We start from the raw sequence: 25,786 nt of genomic DNA on the forward strand, positions 1-25,786 counted from the left end.
CTGGGTATAGCGCTTTACCTAAATCTCGGTCGATTCCCGTACGGCAAGCCTGACCAGGAGCAGAACCGCGATCTCTGCCGCCATTACGATGAGCGAGCACAGAAAGAACACAAGGAACATATCGCCCGAGTCCAGATTTAAAACGAATGGGTACACGATCAGCCACAGGAGCTGTCCCGCCATAAATAAGTGCAGCCGGAGGCTTGCCTTGTGATCCAGTCCGGACGCGTTACCCGCGAAATGCGCCTGGATGCCTCTGCAAATTCCGTAAATCAATACGGTATGCGAGCAGAGGGCAGGCAGCTGGATCCATATATCCTTCGCGGATTGCACGGGTAAGCCGTCTATCCCCGCTTCGGTAAACCAAAACAATTGTAACACCGACCAGGCCATCAGCAGCCAAGCCGACAGATGCCCTGCCTTAAAATATCCATTCAACTTCTGGAGCCGCCATAGTCCCGAAGCGATCAGCAGGTACCCGAGCATATCGGGCAACATATCCACCGAGTCCAGCTTAAAGTCGACAATGACAAACAACAGGCCCCAGCCCATACGCCCGTAAGCCCTACTCACGGTGTCCTCCTGCTATCCCGGACAAATTCCGACAATTCTTGATCCGTCGGTCTCGGGTGATAGGGAATAACCGTTTCTCCATGCCATTGGCGACCGCTTTCCTCCATAAAGGTTGTTTTCAATAGGAGCTGGTAAACCTGCAAGCTCTTCTCAAGCGACGGCATATCAAATTGGTGGCTGATTCTAATGGAATCCCCTTTATGAATGTTAAGTGGAAGCTGAATCTCATCGACGGGCTCGCCTCTTAACTCGATGTGCGCTTCCGAAGGCTGTGACCGGTAGCTGGTACCTGGTATTTGGCTTGAAATGTCGGCATAGACTCTAAGATGCCCCTCTACAGCGATATCCAGCAGTTTCGAGGAGAACGCCGTTAACTGTACCGGACGCTTCACAACAGCGGAGTCGTATCCCGAATGATCGGAGGAAGATCCGCCGGATGTCCACGATATCGGATCTTGCTCATCCTGACGATATACGCCGGGCCAAACGTATATTTCCCCGACATTCACTTGCTCCGAGCTTCCGTCGGAATAAAGCGCGGTAACTTCCCGAATGAGAACCGGCTCCTCCAGCTTCACTCCTGCACCTTTTTTCTGAGGGGCATTTAAGTTCACCATCATTTTTCCTAAGTACTGCCTCTGATACTCCGCATATCGGGGATAGGGCGTGACGATCTGTCCAGGGTAACCTTCGATCCGGATGGAGCTCAGCCTCTTATCTGCTTGTTTGTCCTCCACATAATACAAGTCGAATACGCGGCCTCCCCCTTCCCTTGTTTCCACATGATGCTCGAGGAATACGGTTCTTCCCAGTTGGTTGGCTTCGTAATGCCAGACATTCCCGATCCAGCTGCAGGCTGCGAGCAGGATGGCGAGCACGTAATACCATTTCTTGCCCATGGACCCTCCATATGTATCATGCTTTTGTTCCAGATTCTTTAACTATCTTAACACGTAATATCGAGGAAGAGGGTTTGAACTGCGTTAATTTTCCGTCGACTTTCTGCGGAAGAAACCCGGTTCGAATTGAAATAACGAACCCCCTTCGTGGACAGACTAGTTGAAGCCACCCTAAAATCAAGGAAGGTGTCCATGATGAATCCATCGATCGAAGAGGTTACGAACTGGCTTCAATCCAATAGCAACCGTACACTGCACATATCCAAGCAAGAAGAGAAGGATCACGACCAGGTTGAATTACGGCTGGAACGATTTGAACATCAGCAACAGCAAGCGCAGTCCATCGACGGGTATGGAGATCGCCACGCTCTTCTGCTGCACGGCCCCGGCGTGGTCATCACGGCAGGCCACGAAGCCCCGCTGCCAAGCAATGCCTTCGTCATCGGGCTGGACGGGTTAACGGCTGCGGAGGTTCAAGACCGTCAAGTGGTGCTCACAACGGAACGTGGCATTTATTCCATCACGGCGACCTGAATGCAGCCGGTAGAAACAGCAAGAACCGCCAGAGCGTGCTTCTCTGGCGGTTCTTCCGGCTTATCCCGCGGCTTGATGCCGGATCAACCTTGATTTAACGTTGCGCTAGGGACGCAGATCGCTTCCGCAGGCTTTTAGTAAACAGCTTATACCCGTTCGAATCTCCAGATAAAGCTTTGGAAATCGCCATGCATCGGCGGAACGGCCAAGCCGGCGTTCATCAGCCGGTCTCCGCCGTAGATGTTCCCGTCCTCCAGGCACTTGTAATCCCCTTCCGGATCCAGTCCCATCGTACGCAGCCACCGAATCGGCTCATTCGCCTCGCTTAAGATGCGGAAATAATACAGCACCGCTTCCGAGCGATCCTCGGAGACGATCGTCCAGGCCGCTTCATTCCCTTCGAACGGGTTCCGAAGGCGGTAGAAATCCCCGAACTGCACGAGATGCCGAATCTCTTTGTACAGCTTTACCTGCTCGCGGACATCCTCCTTCTCCTGTTCGCTGAAGGCCGTCAGGTCCAGCTCATAACCGAAATTGCCCGACATTGCCGCGTGTCCTCTCGTCCGCAGCGAAGTATTCCGGTGCACCTGATGATTCGGAACAGCGGACACATGCGCTCCCATGGAGCTGAGCGGATAAACCAGGCTCGTTCCGTATTGGATCTTCAATCGGCTGACGGCATCGGAGTTATCGCTTGTCCACGTCTGCGGCATGTAATACAGCATTCCCGGATCGTAGCGTCCGCCGCCCCCGGAGCAGCTCTCGAACAAAATATGCGGGAACTCCGTCGTCAGTTGTTCCATCACCCTGTACAGACCGAGCATATAGCGATGGGCTGTTTCCCGCTGACGCTCAGGCGGCAGCGCAGCCGATCCGATCTCCGTCATGTTCCGGTTCATGTCCCATTTCACGTAGGTGATCGGTGCGCTTCTCAGGATGCCGCGAACCATATCGGCCACCGCGTCGCCTACTTCCTGGCGGGAGAAATCCAGGATCAGCTGCTGCCTCCCTTCCGTCCGCCGGCGCCCTTCCACGTGCAGGCACCAGTCGGGATGCTGACGGTACAGATCGCTGTCCGGCGATATCATTTCCGGCTCAAACCACAAACCGAACTGCATATCCAGACCGCGGACCCTCTTCACGAGATCCTCAAGGCCGTCGGGCAGCTTGTTCTTGTCAACGACCCAATCCCCGATGGAAGTCGTATCATCGTTGCGCTTGCCGAACCATCCGTCGTCCAGCACGAACAGCTCGATGCCGAGATCCCGTCCCGCGCTTGCAATCTGCTCGATTTTATCGGCATTGAAGTTGAAGTAGGTTGCTTCCCAATTGTTCACCAGCACCGGGCGCGTGGCATCCCGGAATTGCCCCCGGCACAGCCTTGTGCGGTACATTTTATGATAACGTCGGGACATGCCGCCCAGGCCCTCCGCCGAGAAGACCATCACCGCTTCCGGCGTCTGGAACGACTGCCCCGGCTCCAGCAGCCACGTGAAATCGAACGGATTCAATCCCATCGTGACCCGGGTCGTATCGTATTGGTCCACCTCGACCTGCGCGGAGAAGCTGCCGCTGTATACCAGACTGAAGCCGAACACCTCGCCGAACTCTTCGCCTGCCCCCTCGGACAGCAGCGCTAGGAACGGGTTATGGTTATGGCTGCTTGAACCCCTGCGGCTCTCTATCCCTTGCATGCCCGGGGATAGTCTTCTGCGCTGCACATGGCGCTCCCTTGCCCATGCCCCATGGAGATGCAGCAGGTCATAACGGCTGTGATCCATATCCACGCTGGCGCTCATGGCACGCAGCAGCGTCATGTTCTCCTTGCTGTCGTTGCGGAACGATACGGAGCGGGAAATAGCGTCAAACGCCTTCATGATCGTATAAGACAAATAAATCGTCAAACCGCTTACCCGATCAAACAGTTCCAGCTCCAGCGTATCCGCCTCGTCATCCTGTTCCGTGTATACGGCAGGCAAGCCCTCAAGCTTCGGCTTGCCGCTGTAGATCCGGTGACGGACATATTCCGCCTCGGTGACCGTGGTCCCGTTAGCCAGCTGCACCTGATATGCAGGCTGCCGAAAATCGCCGCTGCCATAGCCCGGGTATTCCTGAGGCAAACTGTCCAAGGAGAAGGAAGCATCCTCGCGGAACGGCGTCGGCGAAAAGGATGCTCTTCCCCTCCGTTCCAGCAATCCTAGGACGCGGTGATCGCGAATCCGGCGTCCCCAATAGGCATGCGCCGGATAAACGCCGCGCACCAGCTCAATCACATAACTTGACCGATCGCTCTGGAGATGGAATATCCCCAGATCTTCATGGAAATGTATACTCACTGCTTTTGCCCCCTAACCAAGGTCCGAGTAAGATCTCCTTGCTCTCTTTAAGCCCGGGCGGCGGCAGCCCGTTCCAGAATCATGACGTCCCTTCCCGGAATCGTGACATGGCCCGTAACCTGCCGGCTGCCCAGGAGATCGAACGAATTGGCAGAACCTGCATCAAACGTCATCTCTTCGGCATTATGGTTCAATATGAACAGATAGGAGTTTCCGTCCTTCACCCGCTCCACCACCTCTACCCCTTGTGGTGTATCCAGCAGCGGCTTCACGCCTTGTTCTTCGCACAGATTGGCAAGAAACCCTTGCAGGAACTGCGCATCCGGACTGCTGGCCACATAATAGGCCTGCCCTTCGCCAAACGCATTCTTCGTTAAAACAGGCGTGCCTTTGTAGAAGTCGGATCCGTACTCAGCCAGAACCTCCGCCGTCTCCGCATGGATGACATCGCACAAAATTCCACATGGATAACTTCCACGCAGCGATCCCCAATCCTGCTTCATGTCGATCTGATTTTGCATTCCGGGCAGCAGGGCATCGATTTCCTCAGCCCATATGCCGGTCACGTTGCGCAGCTCGCCCGGATGACCTCCGAGGGTCACCAGGTCGTTCTCATTGACGATGCCGCTGAAGAAGGTGGTCACAAAGGTTCCGCCCTGCGATACGAACCGCTCCACGCGCTGGGCAACCCCCGGCTTCACCATGTACATCACGGGGGCAATCACGATATCATACTTGCTCAGATCCTCTTCGACGCTGATGATATCGGTCTGGATATTCTGCTGATACAGCGCGTCATAATATTTATGAACCTCATCCACGTAGTTCAGGGCTTTGGAAGGCCCGCTTGACAGCTCCAGCGCCCAGCGGTTCTCCCAGTCATACATGATCGCCACCTTGGCGTCCGAACGGGAGTCGAGCAGCTTGTCTCCGAGCTGCTGCAGCTCTTGCCCCAGCTCCGCGCACTCCCGGAAGACCCGGGTATGCTCATGTCCCACATGCTCGATCAATGCGCCGTGGAATTTCTCGCACGCCCCTACGGAACGGCGGAGCTGGAAGAACATGACCGTATCCGCGCCGTGCGCTACAGCCTGATAACTCCACAGCCGCATGACGCCGGGACGCTTCGCGGAGTTGTAGGGCGACCAGTTCTGAACGCTCGGGGTCTGTTCCATCAGCATGAACGGTTGTCCGCTTTTGAGCCCGCGCATCAGGTTATGCGACATCGCCGTAAAGCTCACCGGCGTATCGATCGCGGGATAGTTGTCCCAGGACACCACATCCATATGCTTCGCCCACTCGAAGTAATCCAGCTCCGGATAAAAGCCCATCAGATTGGTGGTAACCGGAATATCCGGCGTGACCTTCTTCAGCTCATCTCTTTCCAGCCGGTAACATTGCAGCAGGCTGTCGGACTGAAAACGGCGGTAATCCAGTGATATTCCTTGGAAGAACGACCGGTTTCCGCCGAATTCCTCGCTGAGCGCATTCGGTACCACGATCTCGTCCCATTCGTAAAAGGTATGACCCCAGAACCCGGTATTCCATGCAGCGTTCAGCTTATCGAGCGACCCGTAACGCTCTTTCAGCCAGACGCGGAACTGACGCTCACAGTTGTCGCAATAACAATATCCGCCATACTCATTGGAGACGTGCCAGATGACCAGCGCCGGGTGATCCTTGTACCGTTCAGCCAGCTTGCGCGCCATCAGCACGGAGAATTTGCGATAGGTCGGGCTGTTCGGACATGAATTATGGCGGCCGCCGAATTTGCGTTTGCGTCCATCGTAATCGACGCGCAGGATGTCCGGGTATTTCTTGGCCATCCAAGCAGGGTGCGCCCCCGTGCTGGTTGCCAAACAGACGTGAACCTGCTCCTCCGCCAGACGGTCCATAATTTCATCAAGCCACGCGAAATCATAGCTTTCCTCATCGCGCTGCGTTTTGGCCCAGGAGAATACATTGAGGGTCGCCACGTCGACGCCCGCCAGCTCGAACATCCGCAGGTCCTCTTCCATTGTTGCCTTATCCCATTGCTCGGGGTTATAATCCCCGCCATACCATATCTTAGGAAAACGTTGATTAATCATAGAATTGCCTCCTTCGTAGACTCTGCTATAGAAAAGAGGTACCACCCCCTATCTTGTCGGACAAGGGATCATACCTCTTATGAACGGTCTGCTAACTTAAATTTTGCATGGCTCCTTACTTGCTCAAGCTATCCCAGGATGTCTGCATATCTTCAAGCATTTTGTTCGTATCGGATTTGCCGGCGAAGAATGCCTGCATCGCGCCGGAGAATTCTTGCGCCGCGCCGTCAGGGAACTTCGCGGATTGTCTTGGCAGCACTTTGCCTGCCTGCACGTACTCCCATACGGCCGAACCCAAATCGCCCATATCCTCAGGCGTTGCTTCAATGGTCTTCAAGGCCGGGATGAATTTGAATTTTTTCACGATGTACTCTTTGCCGATATCGGATGTGACAAACCAGTTCAGGAAGATCTTCGCTTCTTCCTTCGACGCGGAATCTTTGTTAATGACCAGGTTCGCAGGTACGCCGACGTTCAGCTTGTCATTTTGCTCGGCATTGTCGCCAAGCGGCATCGGCAGGTAGCCGAGATTCAGATCCGGATTGATGGCATCGATCTCGGTTTGAGCCCAGTTCCCGTTCTGCATCATGGCGGCTTTGCCTGTAGCCAGCAGGGAAATGGCCGTATTGTAGTCGGTGGTCAGCGGATTCTTGTTGCCGTGGTCCAATGTCAGCTGCATCAGCTTGGTCCACTCTTCGAACTTCCCATTGCCCACGAATTTTTGCGTACCGTCGTTCAAGCCCTGAATAAACGCATTCGGGTCATCCTGCTGGGCGAATGCCGGGTTAATGCCCTGGTTGCCGATCAACCACCATTCCTGGTAAGCGTTCGCAAAAGGAGTTATGCCTGCGGCTTCCAGCTTCTTCGCGGCATCTGCCAGCTGAGTATATGTTTTTGGAAGCTCGGTAATGCCGGCCTGCTCAAACAAATCCTTATTGTAGATGTAACCCCATCCTTCAAGATTCATCGGCATGCCGTATACTTTACCGTCTTTGGTCATCGGCTCTTTCGCCATATCGACCAGATCGTTCACCCAAGGCTGATCGGACAGATCTTCGAGACGGTCGATCCACATCTCCATCTCGGCGTCGCCGCCATTGGAGAAAATATCCGGCGCATCGTTGGATGCGAATTTGGTTTTCAATGCAGCACCATAGTCCGCGCCGCCGCCTACCGTTTGAATATCCAGCTTGATGTTCGGGTATTCCTTCTCGAATTCGACTTTAAGCTCATTCAAGCCGTCCACGATCTCGGTTTTGAATTGAAAAATCTTGACCGTTTTGACATCGCCGGAAGCTCCATTCGAGCTTCCGCCCTGGCCTGCTTCCGACTTGCCGCCGCAAGCTGCAAGCAGCAGCGAGAAAGCCAGCAGCATCACGAGTGATAATTTCATTTTGTTCATCTTTACTACCCCCTGATAATGATTATATATAAAGATGGAAAAACCGGTTATGGGCGAGGCGCCCGCTGCCCTTACCCCTTAACGGAGCCGGCAGCGACGCCCTCAACGATGTACTTCTGCAGTGACAGGAAGAAGATGATGATCGGCGTAATGCCCAGCACGAGCGCCGGCAGCGCCATATCCCACTGCTTCGAATACTGCCCGAAGAACGCAAAGGTCGCAAGCGGAATCGTCCGCAGTTCCGGACTTTGCAGGATCAAGGATGGCAACAGGTAGTCGTTCCAGACCCACAAGCAGTTCAGGATGATGACCGTTACCATCATAGGTTTCAGCATCGGCATAACGATGCGGGCAAATACCCTGAACGGAGAAGCGCCGTCGACCGTGGCGGCCTCTTCGATCTCCAGCGGAATGCCTTTCACGAAACCGTGGAACAGGAAGACCGACAGCGGGATGCCGAGTCCGAGATAACTGAGAATCAGACCCACGATGCTGTTGTTGACGCCGAGAAAGTTAATGACCTGCAGCAATGGAATCATAATGGATTGGAACGGAATGACCATGGCCGATACGAACAGCATGAACACGATTCGATTGAATCTCGTATTGGACCGGACCATCCGGTAAGCTGCCATCGCGCTCAGCAGGGCAATGATCAGATTGCTGATGACCGTAATGATGATGGAGTTCGTGAATGCTTCCGGAAAGCGGGTCATTTCCCAAGCCTTGCTGTAGTTGTCAAAGTGAAAGGCCGTTGGCCAGTTGGCCGCGTCGACCATAATATCGCCCAGCGATTTGACCGAGTTTACCAGCAGGAAGTAGAACGGTGCCAAGAAGATCAAGGCAACCATGACCATCACAATCTGCAATACGATCGTGGAGGCCGACATGGGAGGTTTCTTCGATCTCATTAAGCTTCAACCTCCTTCTGCTTCGTTAAACGGACTTGAATGAGCGTAATGACGGCAACGACCAGGAAGAAGATCAAGGACTTGGCCGTGCCGAGACCGTACCGGTTGTTCAGGAATGCCTCGTTATACACGTTCATCGCTAGCGATTCCGTGGAGCGGTAAGGTCCGCCCTTGGTCAGCGACAGGTTCAGGTCGAACATTTTGAAGGACCAGGAAATCGCCAGGAACAAACATACGGTAACCGCTGGCATAATGAGCGGAACGATGATGCTCTTGAGCACTTGGAACCGGTTGGCCCCATCAATCTCGGCAGCTTCCATGACTTCCTTGGACACGTTCGTAATGGAGGCGATGTAGATGACCATCAGATAGCCTGACGACTGCCATACGAATACCATGATGATGCCCCAGAAGCCGGTTACTTCGTCTCCCAGCCACGGAAGATTAAAAAACGGAATTCCCGTCGCTTCGCCAACGGTTGCAAAGCCTTTTATGAAGATAAACTGCCAGATGAAGCCGAGCAGCAATCCGCCGATCACGTTCGGCATGAAGAATATCGTCCGCAGCCAGTTGCGCGCCCGAATATTTTTCGTTAAGAAGTAGGCCAGGAAGAATCCGACCAAATTCGTCAGAAGCACGCCGACGATCGTAAATTTGGTGGTGAACCAAAAGGATTGGGCGAATGCGCTGTCATTTGTGAAAATCTGTTTGAAATTGTCCAGCCCGACCCATTCGACGTTCCCTGAAACGCCGTTCCAGTCGGTAAACGAGTAATACATCCCCATCACAAATGGGATAATGATCGTAATACCGAAAAACAGCAGCGCGGGTCCGATATAAACCAACTGCTGCGTCAAAGCAGCCGTTCTCTTGCTGTTCATGTTAATCCCCCTCCGCTTGTCCTATCGTTTCTCTATCCATTTCTCTATGATTTAATTATGCTAAGATGAAGACCTTGGGACTACCATAGGATGTGAACTAATTGGTATAGAAAATTGATCGGCGGTGAAAAAATTGAACTGGAACTGGAACAGCATCCGCACCAAACTGATTACCTTCATGATCATGGCGACCATCATTCCGACCACCATTTCCATGATCATCAGTTATGTCATGACAACCAACTCGCTCAAGGAACGGGCCGTTGTTGAGAATATGAACCTTCTCTATCAGGGACGGTTGAATTTGGAGAGCTATTTGGAAGAGATGAACCGGAGTTCCCTTACGGTCTACTCGGACCCCGATTTTTTCCGCAGCCTCTATTACAGTCATGAGAACATCAACGCCAGCGGCAGGCAATCCGCCACGCTGCAATCCATTCAAAAAGCCATCAGCGGCTCCAGACAGGTCTATCTTTACGTCGACGGCAAACGGGAAGCCACGTTATTCGCGCAGGATATCGCCAGAAAAACAAGCGAGGTCAACCTCTATCCCGAGATTCCCGATCTCCGTAACGATACGGTGGTCTTTCAGCCGCCGCATCCCCTTCATACGTACGGGTTTCAGTTAGCTTACCCCTATGAAGCCGATCAACAAGTATTCACGATGTACCGGGTCATTGAACGGGTCCCTTCAACCGAACGATTGGGCATTCTCGCCATCGATCTGGACATGGATTTCCTGAGCCGGATCAGCGGCCAGCTGTTCCAGCCTGATCATGAGCAGCTGTACATCGCCAATGAAGACGGGTATATCATGTATGCCGGCAATGACGAAATGCTGGGACAACAGGTCCAGGCGGACTGGTACGCCGGCATCAAGCAATCCGGCAAGCAGGAAGGCCATTTCGAGTATAACAACAAAATCTATTTATATAACAATATCAAGACGTCGGTCAGCGACTGGACGATGATCAAGGAGATTCCTTCCTCCTATATTTTAAGCAGCGCGGACAAAGCTGCCTTCGTCAATATTTTGCTGATCGGCGTGTCCCTTATTCTCATCATCGCCGCCACGATCTGGATTTCGGTGTACATCACGGCCCCGATCCGCGAATTGGTTGGCCTCATGAGCCAGGTCAAAAGCGGACGAATGACCGTGGATATCTCGTCCAATCGCAAAGACGAAATCGGAGCCCTCCATCGCAGGTTCGGCAGCATGATGGATACGATCAATAACCTCATCCTGCAGGAATACAAGCTGAAGCTGGCGAACCGGACCAACCAGCTCCGGGCGCTGCAGGCGCAGGTGAATCCCCATTTCATGAACAATGCGCTGCAGACCATCGGCACCCTTGCCCTGGAGCATGGCATGAAGAGGATCTACTCCCTGATCTCCGCTCTGGCCCGGATGATGAGATACAGCATGTACAATACGGACAAGCCGGTCACGCTGGCCACGGAGCTCGATCACATCAAGGATTACGTGGAACTTCAGAAGGAACGATTTGAGAATCAGTTCGACTTCCGTTACGATGTGGATGAGTCGACTCTGCAGGTGTTGATTCCGAAGATGCTGGTTCAGCCGCTGATCGAAAACTTTTTCAAGCATGGCATGAACCCCTTGGAGCAAGACAATTACATTGCGCTGACAAGCCGGCGCCTATCGGCCTCGATCGTGCAGATTACGGTCGAAGATAACGGAAACGGGATGCAGGAGGAGCCGTTCCAAGCCCTTCAGGAGCATTTGCTTCGGATGGAAGAGTTGGATCTGGAACAGCTTCAGGTTGTGTCCGAGCTGGAGACGGAAGACAGCAGCGGAATCGGACTCATCAACATCATGACGAGGCTGAGGCTGTACTATCGTGGAAAATCCAAATTCAACATCGAAAACAACCAGCCGCACGGCTTTCGTGTTGTGCTGACTATAAATGTGGAAGGTGAAACGGATGAAGGCATTGATCGTGGATGACGAGTCTCGCGTGCGCAAAGCCATCCGCCTGCTGGTACAGTGGGAAGCGCACGGGATTACCGATATAGAGGAAGCGGCCAACGGGCTGGAGGCGATGGAGCTGATCCCGGCGTTTCGGCCCCATCTTGTGCTGATGGACATGCTGATGCCCCTCAAAAACGGCGTGGATCTCATGGAATGGATCCACAAGCATTACCCGGACATCAAATTCATCGTGATCAGCGGGCATGACGATTTCGAATTCGTGCGCAACACCATCTGGTACAGCGGCACGGATTATATCCTGAAACCCATCGAAGAGGACGTCATCAACCAAGCGGTCGCCAAGGCGACCGCGGCCTGGAAGGCGGAGGAACATGAACGCCTTGCGGCGAGGCAGCAGCATGTTCAGGTGAACGAGTATCGACCGGTCTATTCGGAGAAGCTGTTATCCAGCCTTATTGATGACAGGAGCGCCCATTCCCAGGTGGTCAACCGCCTCAGGGATGAAGGTATCGTGCCGGCGCAGACCAACGCGATACGCCTGGCCGTCATGCAATTCGACAAGTCAGATCATGCGCTGTACGGCCGCTTCGGCCATCATCAGGATCTGCTGATGTTCGCCCTGTTGAATATTTGCAATGAATTTCTGCAAAAGGACCGGATCGGGGTCGCTTTCCGTCCATTCGGATCGCCGCATCAACTGGTTCTCTTACTGTGGGAACAGCTCGCCACGGTCCCTACGCTGCTTCAAGAGATCAATAGCGGGATGTTTCGGACGCTGTCGCGCCAGATGCATTTTGGCATAAGTCCGGAAGGTCAATATCCGGTAGACGTTCCCGAGCTCTATGCCCAATGCTCGAATGCCCTGCGTTCGCGTGATTTAACGGTCCTGAACCATTTCATCCACGATGCCGAGCAGCAGCGGCGATCCGGAATGGATCATCATCGGGGCGTCCAGTTCAGCGGGTTCGAGGATACCTGGAAGCTTGCTGTACTTAGCGGTCAGCCTGCTCCCATTGCCGAGGCCGTTGATTCGTTCCTTGCCGCCATCCGAAAAAGCGGCGTTCTCACGCCCGAGCTTCTGGAGCGATGGGACCGCGAAATTGATAGGTTCGCCCATCACGTCATTCATGAAACCGCGAACCCGTCGTCTGAGGCTTTGTTGAAATTGTACAAAGAGGAAAGCGCCACCATCGAGCGGCCAAGCCCGGACAAATATGTATGCTCCCTGGCGGAATGGCAGCAGTATTGGGATCAATTAATGAGCCTGCTGGCCTCGGCGCTGCAGTCCCAGAAGCAGACGGGGCAGGACCTGATCCACGACATCACGGCGTTTATCGAGCAAAACTATCAGAATGACGTATCCCTGTACGATATTGCAAACCGGTTTCACGTAAGCCGGGAGTACATCTCCCGCAAATTCAAGCAGAAGCACGGGATTAATATCCCCGAGCATCTGAACCGGATCCGCATCTCGAAGGCCAAAATCCTGCTGCAAAATCCGGGGCTGAAAATGGCCGCGATTTCCGAAATGGTCGGCTTTAAGAACGAGAAATATTTCAGTCTTGTTTTTAAGAAACAAGAGGGCATTTCGCCCAAGGAATTCCGAAAGCTGCACGAGAAGGAAGCCTAGACTGGGCAGCGGTTGACAGGCTTCAGATTAAAAATAAAGCAGAGAAGGCGGGAGTCCCCGCCTTCTCTGCTTTTTGTTGAGAGCGCTCCAAGCTGTTCACTCTTCTTGGAAGGCCCTTATGTTATCTCTATCCCAACCGCTTCTCTAATATCAACACGCCTCGTGCCGGCACTTCGCAGGTATCCCGAAGCTCCTCCCCTGTCAGCAGGTCAACATAGGCTTCTTCCCCATCCAAGGACACGGATTTGCGCTCGGGCATGTGATTGAGCACAAAGGTAAACTCCGCGTCCTCCTTCACCCGCTTTGTCACCTCAACGCCTTCGGGAGCGTTCAGGACAGGCTCAATGCCATGGTCGCTGCATATCGTTTGCATCAAATCTCGCAGGAATTTAGGCTCTGGGCTTGTAGCCACATACCAGGCCTTCCCTTGTCCGAAAGCGTTCACGGTCAACGATGGCATGCCTTGATAGTAGTCCGAGCCGTATTCGGCAACGACCTCTGCTCCCTCGGCATGGATCACGTCGCACAGAATGCCGCATTCGTAGGTGCCTTCCAGCTGGCCCTTCCGGCCTCGCATTACCACCTGATTCTGCTGGCCCGGAAGCAGCGCATCAATCTCCTCTGCCCAAATTCCCATAACCTTGCGCAGCTCGCCCGGGTAACCGCCCAGCGTCACCAGATCATTCTCGTTCACGATGCCGCTAAAGAAGGTCGTAACAAAGGTTCCGCCTTGCGATACAAAGGCCTCCACGCGTTCTGCAAATCCCAGTTTTGCCATATACATCACCGGCGCGATGACAACGTCATACTTCCGGAAGTCCTCTTCCACGCTGATCATATCGGTCTGAATATGCAGCTGGTGCAGGGCATCGTAATATTTATGGACCTCGTTCACGTAATTGAGGGCGACGGTCGGACCGCTCGACAGGTCAATGCCCCACCGGTTCTCCCAGTCGTAGATGATCGCGACTTTGGCATCGGAACGGGCATCCAGGATCCGGTCCCCCAGCTGCTGCAGCTCCTTGCCCAGCTCGGCGCACTCGCGGAATACGCGGGTATGTTCATGTCCGACATGCTCGATGACCGCGCCGTGATACTTCTCGCAGGCCCCGATCGAACGGCGCAGCTGGAAGAACATCACCGTATCCGCGCCGTGGGCGACCGCTTGGTAGCTCCACAATCGCATTACCCCAGGGCGCTTGGCCGAGTTATACGGCTGCCAGTTCTGAACGCTCGGCGTCTGCTCCATCAGCATAAAGGGTTGACCGCCCTTAAGCCCCCGCATCAGGGCATGCGCCATGGCGGTATAGCTGTACGGAGTATCCAGCGACGGATAGTTGTCCCAGGATACGACATCCATCTCCTTGGCCCATTTGAAATAGTCCAGTTCGGGATAAAAACCCATAAGATTCGTGGTCACCGGTATATCCGGCGTGATCCGCTTCAATTCATCCCGCTCCAGCTTGTAGCAGTCCAGCAGGCTGTCGGACTGAAAACGGCGGTAATCCAGGGATATGCCTTGGAAATTCGTCCGGTTGCCGGACCACTCCTCGCTTAAAGCGTTAGGAACGACGATGTCCTCCCAGTCATAGAAGGTGTGGCCCCAGAAGCGGGTATTCCATGCCTTGTTTACGGCATCCAGCGTGCCATATCGCTGCTCGAGCCAAGTCCGGAATGCCGCGGCGCAATTGTCGCAGTAGCAGTACCCGCCATATTCGTTCGATACGTGCCAGATCAGGACGGCCGGATGATCCTTATAGCGTTCCGCCAGCTTGCCTGCCATGATTTTGGCGTATTTTCGGTAGGTGGGGCTATTCGGACAGGAGTTATGGCGTCCGCCGAATTTGCGTTTGCGGCCCTCGTAGTCGACGCGCAGCACATCCGGGTATTTGCGCGCCATCCAGGCGGGATGGGCTCCGGTGCTCGTTGCCAAACAGATATACACCCCGTTCCGGTACAGCCGGTCAATCGTGTCGTCCAGCCAAGCAAAATCGTACGTATCCTCATTCGGCTGACTCAAAGCCCAGGAGAATACATTTATGGTGGCTACATCGATGCCCGCCAGCTTAAACATGCGGTCATCTTCCTTCCATGTTTCCGCATCCCACTGCTCGGGATTATAATCCCCGCCGTACCACATTTTCGGCAGCTTTTCGTTAATCATCAGCATTCAGCTCCTTTAGCCTTCATCATTTCGTATCCGGTTATCGTTCATCCAGCCATGCTCGAGATTAGCCCTTATTCACGATGCCTCCATGGCAGCCAATGCAATCTGGTAGGTCATGCCGCTCACCGTCTCAAAAGAAAGCCGATCTCCCGTCGTCACAACGCTCCCGTCTTCCCTTCGAACGGCGAGAGGTTCGGAATATTGAATTCTGCAGATCCGGCCATGCGTAGAGGTTAAGCTTGCGGACGCAAGAATGCCGTCCTTCCATTCCATATCCACGATAAATCCTCCGCGGGCCTTCAATCCCCGCACGGAGCCTTCTGCCCACGCTTTCGGCAGCGCCGGCAGCAGCTGAATGGCACCCAAATGGCTCTGGAGCAGCATTTCCACAAGTCCGGCACTGCCTCCAAAATTCGCATCGATCTGGAACGGAGGATGGTCCCCGAGCAGATTGGGGTGCATGGAGCGGGAAATCAGGGTCCGAACATAATCATAAGCCTTCTCCGGCTGCTGCAATCGGGCAAACAGGTTAATGAGCCAAACGCAGCTCCAGCCCGTATGCCCCCCTCCGTGACCGATGCGCGACATAAGCGTACGATAAGCGGCTTCCGCAAGCTGCGGCGTATCTTGGAGGCTAATATCGGAGCCGGGGTACAATCCGTACAGATGGGATACGTGCCGATGTCCGGGCTCCGCTTCCGGATACGGCTTGCTCCATTCCATGAGCCTGCCCTCGTCATCGATGGCATAAGGCAGCAGGCGCCCGACCGCCGCCTTCCATTCCTCCCGCAGTTCATCATCTTGCTCCAACAGCTGCGAAGCTTCGATGCAGTTATGGAATAAATCGCGAATGATGGCCATATCCATGGTCGAGCCTGCCGACACGCTGCAAGGCAGACCTTCCGCAGTAAGAAACTGATTCTCCGGCGATGTCGACGGGCTGGTCACCAGATGCCCTTCCCCGTCTTCAATCAGCCAATCCAGGCAAAACAACGCGGCTCCACGCATCAGCGGATAGGCGGTTTCCCTCAAGTATTCAAGATCCGGGTGGAATTGGTAACGCTCCCATAGATGCCGGCACAGCCAAGCACCGCCCATTGGCCAGAAGGCCCACATGGCTCTGCCATCGCTCGGACTGGCCATTCGCCATAAATCCACGTTATGATGGGCGACCCATCCACGGGAGCCATAGTGAATCTTCGCGGTCCGGGCACCGCTTACGCTAAGCTCACGAATCATTTGGATGAGCGGCTCGTGGCACTCGCTCAGATGCGTCGTTTCCGCCGGCCAATAATTCATCTCGGTATTGATATTCGTTGTGTAATCGCTGTTCCATGGCGGCTGGACATGGGGATTCCATATGCCCTGCAGATGGGCGGGCTGTGTACCGGGCCGGGAGCTGGCAATGAGCAAATATCTTCCGAATTGAAACATCAGCGCTTCGAGCGCAGCATCCTCCCGTCCTTTCCGGTACGCTTCCATCCGCTCGTCGGTGGCTAAAGCTGCTATGGAACGCTCATTCTCTGGACGGCCAAGCTGAAGCTCCACGCGTTTGAACAAGGCTTGATGGTCTTGGACATGCCGTGAGCGCAATTGTTCAAAATCATGCCGCATAGCGTCCTGAAGTCTTTCCCTGCATATGCTGGACGGATCGGTACCGCCAGAACCCGGAGAACGATCAAAGCCTTCAAAATTCGTAGCAGCTGCAATCAGCAGCGTAACCGAGCCTGCCGCGCGAATGCGCATGCCGCTGTCATCGACCGTCACCTGACCGCTGTCCGTCAAGGCCAGCAGCCTCATTTCGTAACAAATGCCCAGCCCATCCTCATAAAGCACCGACCCGGGATGATCGCCCCCGTAATTATCAGCAATATGGGTCGGAGCCTGCCCATGCAACACTAGCGTCCCGTCTTCCCCTGTGCATGTACGATGCTGAAGCGGTGAACGTAACCCGATCTCCAATTGGATGGATCCGCTCCCCGTGCTTTCAAAACGGATAACCCCGACCTGGTCAACCGCACTGATGAACATATCCCTGCTGAAAATATGATCGGAGCCGCCACCTTGAAAACGAGTGGAAGCAATCCCCGTTTCCAGGTTTAATTCGCGCCTGTATTCCGAGCATGAATCCCCTATTCCCGACTGTCGGATCAACAAATCTCCTAACGGCAAAAAGGACTCCGTATTTCTGCCAACCATCCTGCCCTCGATCAACTGCTCCGCTTCAGCGTACTTGCCGGACGCAATCAGTTCCCTCGCCTTTGCCAGATACCGAAGAGCCTCGTAATTATTCGTGTCCCGGGGAAAGCCGGACCAGAGTGTATCTTCGTTCCATTGAACGCATTCTTCCTGCACCCCTCCGAACACCATGGCGCCAAGGCGGCCATTCCCAAGCGGAAGCGCTTCTTCCCACTTAGCCGCAGGCTTCCGGTACCACAGGGTTGTGTTCTTATGCTCTGCTGAATACAGCGTAATCCCCCCTTATGTCTTCTACGGTTGTATTTCTTCTAATAAATCGAGGTCCCCGATTATAACAGCAGCCTGTCTTGAATAGCGGCAAAAGGGACCGCATATTGCCGGCCCCTTCGATTCGCCTTTATCTCAATTATTCCAGAGTTCCACGCGTTCGCGTACCAATTGGGTGTATTCCTGCTCCATTTTCTCGGCGCCGGCATCATTCAATTCTTTGATGAACTGGTCATACAGTGCATCGAATTTCGCCGGATCGGCAAGAATGACTTCCGGAATCCGCTTCCGGGTAATCTCTTCCACCTTTTTGTACGTGATATTGATATTGGAGTCGCTCGGTACCGGAATGTTGTAAGCAACGCCCCACGGCTTCACATCAAATTCCTCTTGCTTCGGCCACAGGTCTTTCCACATTTCCGCGCCATACGCTTTCAGCGTTTCCTTCGCGGCCGGCGTATAATTCTCGATGATCGTCTCCGGGAAGTTCGTTGTGTAATAGTTGTCCGTCGAATCCTTCACGCCGTCGCCATAACGAGGGAACATCGCATTGTACAAGCCGATTCCTGTTTCTTTCGTGAAGTTGGCGTTGTCATAGGTTTTGCGCTCTTGGACGTCTTCAGGAATAACTCGCTTGCCGTCCACCACGTTGTAGTGCTCGCCTTCAATACCCCAATTCATTAAAACTTGCCCTTCTTCGGAAGCCAGATAATCCAGGAACTTGATGATTCGAACCGGATCCTTGGCGGATGTCGTAATGCCTACGCCCCATCCGGCGACGTAACCCGTGTCTTGGAACGTTGCATCTTTCGTCGACTCATCCAGCTGGATCGGGAATCTGGCATAGGTGCGGTTTTCCTTGCCGGCAGTTCTCAGTGCGTTCGTTGCATTGCCGAAGCCCCACTCCTGATCAATGACGCCGAGGACGCGGCCGGAGGAAATTTTCGCTTCGTATTGGTCCGTTTTCTGCACGAACGTTTCTTTATCCAACAAGCCCTCGGCGTTCATATGATTCAGCCAGCGGAAGTATTCCTTCTCTTCCGGCCGCTTGTAATGAAGCTTCGCCTCGGTTGTTTCCGGGTCGATATAGTACTCGCCGTCATCCGATACGCCTGTCGCGATAAACGCCGGGTTCGTTACCGAGATCATGATTCTCCATCCGTCCGCATTCAACGTCAGCGGAATCGTCGGCTGGCCGTCAATGGTCGGGTGTTTCTCGGCATAGTCTTTCAGTGCTTTCTCATAATCCTTCACCGTTTTCAGTTCAGGGTATCCGAGTTCTTTCAGCACCTCATGCTGGATCTGGAACGTGCCGCCGGCATCGAGTGCCTGATGGTCCACCGCTGCAAGCGTCGGAAGGACATAGATGGCTTCGTCCTCGTTGCTCCATTTCAGGCGGCTCATGTATTCTCCGTACACCTTCTTGATGTTTGGCGCATGCTCTTCGATCAGATCCGTCAGATCGATAAACGCCCCGGAATCCACGAACAGATTGGCGTCCCCCTTGGCAAATACCAAGTCCGGGTATTCCCCGCTCGCCACCATCAGCGGAAGCTTCTGATTGGAGCCGTCCACCGCATATTCGGCCTGGATCGTAATGCCGGTCTTCTCGGTCAGCTTCTTCCCGACCGCATCCTGCATGTTGGCCCAGTTTGCATTGGAATCCGCGCTGTAATACGTCATGGTCATCGGCTCGAGCTTCTCTTCCTGCTTCGTATCGCTTCCGCCGCTGCCCTCATCGCCGCCGTTTGCGCTATTGTTGCTGTCGCCGTTGCCGCACGCCGCCAGAACGAATGTAGCCATCATCATGATTGCGAGCAGGAGCGACAATCTCTTCTTATGTTTCATTGCTATACCCCCTAAATCGATTTTTGATCATCTATCGTATAACAGGACGTTGTGCCTGCTGATACCGTTACATGCGCTTAGCTTTTTACCGCTCCAAGCGTCATACCTTTCACAAAATACCGCTGCAGGAACGGATACACGAGCAATATCGGAACGGTTACCACGATCGTGATTGCCATTTTAATCGACTCTGGCGACACCTGCTTCACGATCTCGGCCATATTCTGCCCGGTCATCATGCCGCTGGTTTGCCCTTGGGTGCTCTGCAGCACTTTCATCAGCTCGAATTGGAGCGTGGTGAGATGGGGTGCGTTGCCGTTGTAAAGATACGTATCGAGCCAAGAATTCCATTGCCCGACGGCCAGGAACAAGGCGATAGTAGCCAAGACGGGCTTACAGAGCGGAAGAATGATTTTGTAATAGATCGTAAAATCGTTGGCCCCGTCAAGCTTTGCCGATTCCTGCAGCGAGTACGGCAGGCTATCGATGAAAGACCGGATGACGAATACGTTAAACGCGCTCACCATGCCCGGAATGATGTAGACCAGAAACGAATTCATCATGTTCAAATCGCGGATCAGGATGAATACCGGAATCATTCCGCCGGAGAAGTACATCGTCAGCGCAAGAAAGGTCGACATGAACTTTCTTCCCTGAAAATCTACCCTGCTGAGGACGTAGCCCAGCATCGTGCCGCTGAGCAAGCCCAGAAAGGTCCCTGCAAGCGTACGGAGAATCGTGTTTTTGGCCCCGGTGACCAAACCGTCGTATTTAAAAATCTGCACGTAGTTATCCAGCGTGAACTCCCTCGGCCAGATGTAAATTCCCCCGCGCACCGTATCAACGGAATCGTTCAGCGATATCGCCAGAACGTTCAGGAACGGGTAGAGTGTGACAATCATGACCAGTGCCATGATGGTAAAATTCGCGATATCAAACACCCGATCGGAGAGCGAGGGCTTGAATGCTGCTTTGGTTCGTGCCATGCCGTTTCCCTCCCCTTACATAATCGATTGCTTCGTGAATTTTTTGAACACGCCGTTGGCTAGCAGCAGCAGGATGATGCTTACGACCGAGTTGAACATTCCGATGGCCGTACCGAATGAAAAACGTCCCATGCCAAGTCCATAATTCAGCGCATACAGGTCAAGCACCTCGGAATAATCCACGACCAGCGGATTACCCAGCAGGAACTGCTTCTCGAAACCGATGCTGATCAAATGACCGATGGACATGATCAGCAGGATAGCAATCGTAGGGGCGATGCTCGGCAGCGTAATGTGCCATATCTGGCGAATCCGGCTCGCGCCGTCAACCTTGGCTGCTTCGAACTGCTCCTGATCAATCCCTGTAATCGCTGCCAAATAAATGATCGCGCTCCAGCCCATTTCCTTCCATATATCGGAGCCCGTTACGATGTACCAGAACAGGTTCCCCTGCGCCATGAACTGTATCGGCTGATCGATGAGGCCCAGCCACATCAGCAGCTGATTGACAGCGCCTCCATCCGTGGACAGCATTTTGGTCACGATACCGGCAACTACGACCCAGGACACAAAATGCGGCAGATAAGATATCGTCTGTACGGTCCTCTTGAATACGCTTCCACGAAGCTCATTCAACAAGACTGCGAATAGGATCGGAATCGTGAATCCAACGATCAATCCCATGAAACTCATGGCGAGTGTATTTCGCAACACCAGATAAAACTTATCGTCCGCGAAAAGTGCTACGAAATGGTCCAGGCCCACCCATTTTTGCTCGAAAATCCCTTTGCCCGGCTTGTAATTCTGGAATGCCATCAGCCAGCCCCACACCGGCAAATAACTGAAGATGAATACAATGACGATGAATGGAAGCGACATTCCGTACAGTACTTTCTGCTCTTTGAAAGTGGTCCAAAAGCCTTTCTTTTTCTTTGCGGCAGGTTGGATGCTGCTTTCCGTCTTTGTTACCGCTTTCAAACCAACCCCTCCTCTCTTGTATATCCTGATGATAAACCAAGCTGGGGCGGGGAAGTACCCGAAGGATTGGCTTAAAAATCATATAAAAATTAGACATTAACGGTGGGAGGGAAAATGCGAAAGACCTTTATGCCGCTCCGTGTCCGGATCGTATCTCCGATCGCTGTTAGACCCGGGAAACCTCGGATGATAGGGTAAGGTTGTTTCCCGGCTTTAAAGGCGACCGCTTCGCTTCTCCGATACGATTCCGGCCCCTCCGCTCGGAGCTTCGAAGCATTTGGCTCCCCAGTTATGTCTAGGGGAAGGAAAGGGGAAAACAAAAAGACGCGTACCTTAGTCGCGTCTAAAGGGCACGATATGAAAATACTTATGCTAAGTCTGGTTGTAGGTGAGAATGATGAGGGGGGCAAATATGAACCATCGGAACACGACATTAGGCGAACCGCCCCTACTTTAAGCCTATTTGTCGTGCGCTAGCCCCCGCGGTTCCTCATGTGATGCTCGGGTCATAATAGGCTTTATGACCTCGGCGCCACATCCGGGCTCGGTCGTATTGTGCGAATCCGCGTTACGGAACGGCTAAATTACAGGTCCAGCTTCTTACGGAAATTGGACGGAGACGTGCCGACGTATTTTTTGAATTTGCTATGAAAATAATCGACGTTCGTATAACCGACCTTCTCCGCGACCTGATACACCTTCATGCCCTGCTTCAAAAAATCTTTGGCTTTGTCGATCCGGACTTTATCGAGATACGTATTGAAATATTCCCCGGTCGTATTTTTGAACATTTTTCCGAGGTAAGCGCTATTGTAATTAAATATCGAAGCCAGCGTTTCCAGCTTAATGTTCTCCTTGTAATTACGCTGAATCAGATCCATGATCCGCTTCATCTCCTGATCCCGTCCGCCATTGCCCGCCTGCCAGATCAGCTCCTCCAGGAATTGGGACGAATGCCGGCACAGATCATAGGCCGTTCGTTGCCGGAATATTGCCGCAATCCGATCCGAGTATTCCTTCGTGCGGGACTGCAGCTCCGTATGATGCTGCATCAGTTTGTTGTGCACCCCGGTCAGGAGCTCCACGAAGGCGCGTTTCATCCTCTCCTCCGTGTAATCTTCATTCACCATGGCATACGCTGCCGTATGCAGCAGCTTCTGCTGCACCTCCACATTGCCCACATCCACCGCATAATAGAGCTGGTCCATCAGCTGCTCCGGATCATAGGGCTGCCGTTCTTCATCCGTATTGCCGCCGGCAAACCGCTCGGATTCAGGAAACAGCATCTCCCCGGGGGCATAGAAGAACCGTTCGCGAATCCGTTCTTTGGCACAACGGTATGAATCCGCTACATCCTCCAGACAGTGGACCTGACGTCCCAAAGAGGCCGTTATCGCCGTGCCGGCCCGGCTTGCGGCTTCCTCTACCATCTGCAGCAATTCCTTACGTCCACCTGCCGTCAAGACCGGCGTGGGCATTAGGATGCCGAGCTGTCCATGCATGGAAAACACCGCGCCGCGGCCGTTCTCTTCAAAAGCTTCGATCAGCTGGTTTTTCAACCGGTCGTCGGTTTCCTCACCGGGTTCATCGCTGCCGTTATGATGAACAAGCAGCACTTGGTAATGGTTCCATAACAGTCCCGACCGCTCGGCCATATGCCGCAAAGCGGCTGGATCGGGCTTGCTCTCCGGGTTGAACCATGTCTGAATGAACTGCTCGCGGCTCATGTCGGAAGCTGCCCTGTTCAGCGCCTTCCTCTCCTGCTCCTGCACGATGGCTTCTTTAATCTGCAGCAAATACTTGCTCAGCTCATCCTCATCCACCGGCTTTAGAAGATATCCGTCCACACGGTGGGAAATCGCCCGCTTGGCATAATCAAAATCGGCATATCCGCTCAAGATGAGCAGATGAATTTCGGAATCCAGGTTTCGGATGGCTTCGATCAGCTGCAATCCGTCCATTCCCGGCATTCGGATATCAATCAGCATCAAATCCGGGTCGTACTTCCCATGCTTCTCCAGCGCTTCGTTCCCGTTCGCTGCGGTATCAACAACCCGATACCCCAGCTCGGTCCATGGCACAATGCTCTTCAGCCCTTCGCGCAGTTTGGGTTCGTCATCCACGATCAACACTTTCATCATCTCTCTCTCCTCCTGTCGGAATACTGAATTCAATACGCGTTCCAATGCCCGGTTCGCTATAAATGATCAGACCCGCCTCAGGGCCGTACGTGAGCTGCAGACGGACATGTACGTTACGGAGCCCGATCCGTCCGCCGTCCTTCTCGTCGATATCGTTCAAATAGCCGTAGATCAGCTGCAATCTGTCCAGGGATATGCCTGCACCATTGTCCTCGGTCATGACGTGCAGTTTTCCTTCGCTGGCCGTGACCCTGACCCTTATGGAGGTTCCCTCTTCCTTGTGATCCATCCCGTGTATGACCGCGTTCTCCACGAGCGGCTGGATGATCAAAGGCGGGATTCTTGCCCGGTTCGCTTCAGGGTCCACCTGAAGTTCATATTTCAGGCGGTCCTCATATCGGAACTTCTGAATGTCGAGATAGCACTGTACCATCTCGATTTCGTCCTTGATTGTGGTTTTTCCGCTGCCCACCTCGAGATTGCTCCGCATCATTTTGCCGAGCAGCCGCACGATCCGGGCGATTTCGGTCTCGCCCTTGAGATGGGCCTCCATGCGAATGGACTCCAGGGCATTAAAGAGAAAATGCGGATTGATCTGGCTGGCCATCATTTTGAACTTGATTTCGTTTTGCTTCTGCTCCATTAACCGCTTCTGTTCGTTGGACTCCTGCACTTCGTTCATCAGGTCGTTAACGTTGCCCACCATGGAGTTGAATTGACGGGACAGCTGGCCGATCTCATCCTTGCCGTCGATCTCCATGGCAACACCAAGGTTACCGGTACCTACCTTCGTAATATGCTTGCTGAGGCGCAGCAGCCGATTCGAGATCAGTGAAGAGAAGCTGTAGATCAGAAGAACGGCCAGCAGCAGGCTGATGATGATGACGGTCATGGCCAGCTTGCTGATCCGGTTGGCATCCGCCACGATGCTATCGATCGAGAATATCGAAATAATGCGCAAGCCGTTCACTCCGGACTCCGTATTCAGCGGTTCGATCAGCACCTTGGAGGCTTCGTCATGGATGACCGACTCGTAGCTGCCGCTCGCGTGGTAAACGACCCCGCTGGCATCTTCAATCTCGGCTAACGTTTTCCCGTACAGTTCCGGGCGGTTAGCCGCGACAATATTGTTACTGCTGTCCACGATAATCGTGTCGAACGCTTCCTGGCTCAGGATGGTATTGAGCATGCCGGTGTTGACATTGATCACCAGCACGCCGCGATTGTCCTTGCTTCCAAGATCGACCCCCTTGATCAAGCTGAGGTACACCTTCTGATCACGCTCATCCTCAATGTAGTCCCAATAGATGACCCCGATATCGTCCTCCGCCCGCCGGTACCATTCCGTACTCCTGATCTCATCCTTGGGATAAAGAAACTCCCAATTGTTCAGCATGGTCGGATTGTCGCTGTAAAAGCGGATATTCGATATTTCCTTGTACATCCGTATCGCCTGTTGCAAATCGGGATATTCCCTGTATGCCACGAACACGTCGTATACGCTTTCATATTGCCGGTTGGCCAGATTCCTCAGACGCTCGTCGTAGGACAAGCGGTAAGATAAATCATCCGCCACGTTGATGACCTCGGTCGACCGTTTCTTGACCCGGTCCACGTTCTGATAGGCTTGTTCCAATGCATTGTCGAATGCAAACTTACGGAGCTCTCCCGTAAGGAATATCCCTACGATGGCTACCGGTACAAAGACCACGACCACAAATGACAATATCAATTTATTGCGGATTTTCATGTCATTCATAAGCTGAATGAAATTCGATAACATCGGACCGTCGACGCTCCTGTCCTTTAATCTTCGGCAAGCAAAAGAAAACGGTTACATTCCATCGTGGATAGCCTGCCTCAGGCCTATTATATCAGCACAGCCTCCCTTTCAAGGCCAGCTAAAATGTGGAAGAAGCCCGACTCCAGCACAAAGCTGGTCCGGGCTCATCTTCACTATGTTTTTACCCGCTTACCAGCAGGGGGAACC

General features: G+C 53.5%; 17 protein-coding genes. 3 read left to right on the forward strand and 14 right to left on the reverse strand.

Annotated features, from left to right (window positions below):
• Positions 1 to 18: 18 nt before the first annotated feature.
• On the reverse strand, positions 19 to 573 hold the full coding sequence (locus BMX45_RS26575) for a hypothetical protein (RefSeq protein ID WP_090913252.1): 555 nt from the start codon (positions 571 to 573) through the stop codon (positions 19 to 21).
• Entirely contained in the window at positions 570 to 1,472 is a 903-nt protein-coding gene (locus tag BMX45_RS26580) for a hypothetical protein (RefSeq protein WP_090913255.1), read from the reverse strand. Before BMX45_RS26580 ends, BMX45_RS26575 begins: the two co-directional genes overlap by 4 nt.
• Before the next feature lie 192 nt (positions 1,473 to 1,664).
• On the opposite strand from BMX45_RS26580, the gene BMX45_RS26585 reads away from it, so the two are divergent.
• Positions 1,665 to 2,006 (forward strand): protein YmzB, encoded by a 342-nt coding sequence (locus BMX45_RS26585; RefSeq protein WP_090913257.1) that lies wholly within the window; start codon positions 1,665 to 1,667, stop codon positions 2,004 to 2,006.
• 146 nt (positions 2,007 to 2,152) lie between these two features.
• Here the strand turns inward: BMX45_RS26585 and BMX45_RS26590 are convergent, their stop codons facing one another.
• From BMX45_RS26590 to BMX45_RS26610, 5 genes are all read right to left on the reverse strand, one after another.
• Positions 2,153 to 4,342 (reverse strand): alpha-galactosidase, encoded by a 2,190-nt coding sequence (locus BMX45_RS26590; protein WP_090913259.1) that lies wholly within the window; start codon positions 4,340 to 4,342, stop codon positions 2,153 to 2,155.
• 47 nt (positions 4,343 to 4,389) lie between these two features.
• The gene (locus BMX45_RS26595; protein WP_090913261.1) at positions 4,390 to 6,432 is read right to left on the reverse strand and encodes a beta-galactosidase; all 2,043 of its coding nucleotides are present in this window, start codon (positions 6,430 to 6,432) and stop codon (positions 4,390 to 4,392) included.
• Positions 6,433 to 6,547: 115 nt separating this feature from the next.
• Positions 6,548 to 7,834 (reverse strand): ABC transporter substrate-binding protein, encoded by a 1,287-nt coding sequence (locus BMX45_RS26600; RefSeq protein ID WP_090913263.1) that lies wholly within the window; start codon positions 7,832 to 7,834, stop codon positions 6,548 to 6,550.
• A gap of 71 nt (positions 7,835 to 7,905) precedes the next feature.
• Positions 7,906 to 8,745 carry a carbohydrate ABC transporter permease gene (locus BMX45_RS26605; protein WP_090913265.1) on the reverse strand — a complete coding sequence of 280 codons (840 nt, stop codon included), beginning with the start codon at positions 8,743 to 8,745 and terminating at the stop codon, positions 7,906 to 7,908.
• Positions 8,745 to 9,626: a carbohydrate ABC transporter permease gene (locus BMX45_RS26610; protein WP_009594044.1), complete on the reverse strand. Its 882-nt coding sequence runs from the start codon at positions 9,624 to 9,626 to the stop codon at positions 8,745 to 8,747. The genes BMX45_RS26605 and BMX45_RS26610 overlap by 1 nt, the downstream gene beginning before the upstream one ends.
• Before the next feature lie 124 nt (positions 9,627 to 9,750).
• Here BMX45_RS26610 and BMX45_RS26615 point away from each other — a divergent pair, with 124 nt between their 5' ends.
• Both BMX45_RS26615 and BMX45_RS26620 read left to right on the forward strand, forming a co-directional pair.
• Positions 9,751 to 11,595, forward strand: coding sequence for a cache domain-containing sensor histidine kinase (locus tag BMX45_RS26615; RefSeq protein WP_254778277.1), 1,845 nt, complete (start codon positions 9,751 to 9,753; stop codon positions 11,593 to 11,595).
• Complete coding sequence (locus BMX45_RS26620; protein WP_254778278.1) at positions 11,555 to 13,210, forward strand: response regulator transcription factor; 1,656 nt, start codon at positions 11,555 to 11,557, stop codon at positions 13,208 to 13,210. The genes BMX45_RS26615 and BMX45_RS26620 overlap by 41 nt, the downstream gene beginning before the upstream one ends.
• A gap of 127 nt (positions 13,211 to 13,337) precedes the next feature.
• Here the strand turns inward: BMX45_RS26620 and BMX45_RS26625 are convergent, their stop codons facing one another.
• The 7 genes from BMX45_RS26625 to BMX45_RS26655 all read right to left on the reverse strand — a co-directional run bounded on the left by BMX45_RS26625 (position 13,338) and on the right by BMX45_RS26655 (position 25,579).
• A complete protein-coding gene (locus BMX45_RS26625; RefSeq protein ID WP_090913269.1) occupies positions 13,338 to 15,374 on the reverse strand; it encodes a beta-galactosidase in 2,037 nt (678 codons plus the stop codon).
• A gap of 78 nt (positions 15,375 to 15,452) precedes the next feature.
• A complete protein-coding gene (locus BMX45_RS26630) occupies positions 15,453 to 17,852 on the reverse strand; it encodes a glycoside hydrolase family 95 protein (RefSeq protein WP_090913271.1) in 2,400 nt (799 codons plus the stop codon).
• Positions 17,853 to 17,978: 126 nt separating this feature from the next.
• Entirely contained in the window at positions 17,979 to 19,691 is a 1,713-nt protein-coding gene (locus BMX45_RS26635; RefSeq protein ID WP_090913273.1) for an ABC transporter substrate-binding protein, read from the reverse strand.
• A 77-nt stretch (positions 19,692 to 19,768) separates the two neighbouring features.
• On the reverse strand, positions 19,769 to 20,677 hold the full coding sequence (locus tag BMX45_RS26640) for a carbohydrate ABC transporter permease (protein WP_009592812.1): 909 nt from the start codon (positions 20,675 to 20,677) through the stop codon (positions 19,769 to 19,771).
• 15 nt (positions 20,678 to 20,692) lie between these two features.
• The gene (locus BMX45_RS26645) at positions 20,693 to 21,655 is read right to left on the reverse strand and encodes an ABC transporter permease (protein ID WP_090913275.1); all 963 of its coding nucleotides are present in this window, start codon (positions 21,653 to 21,655) and stop codon (positions 20,693 to 20,695) included.
• A gap of 584 nt (positions 21,656 to 22,239) precedes the next feature.
• Positions 22,240 to 23,796, reverse strand: coding sequence for a response regulator transcription factor (locus BMX45_RS26650; protein ID WP_090913277.1), 1,557 nt, complete (start codon positions 23,794 to 23,796; stop codon positions 22,240 to 22,242).
• Positions 23,771 to 25,579 (reverse strand): cache domain-containing sensor histidine kinase, encoded by a 1,809-nt coding sequence (locus tag BMX45_RS26655; protein WP_090913279.1) that lies wholly within the window; start codon positions 25,577 to 25,579, stop codon positions 23,771 to 23,773. Before BMX45_RS26655 ends, BMX45_RS26650 begins: the two co-directional genes overlap by 26 nt.
• Between the last annotated feature and the right edge of the window lie 207 nt (positions 25,580 to 25,786).

This window comes from Paenibacillus sp. cl141a (genome assembly GCF_900109305.1).
Lineage (GTDB): Bacteria > Bacillota > Bacilli > Paenibacillales > Paenibacillaceae > Paenibacillus_AQ > Paenibacillus_AQ lautus_A.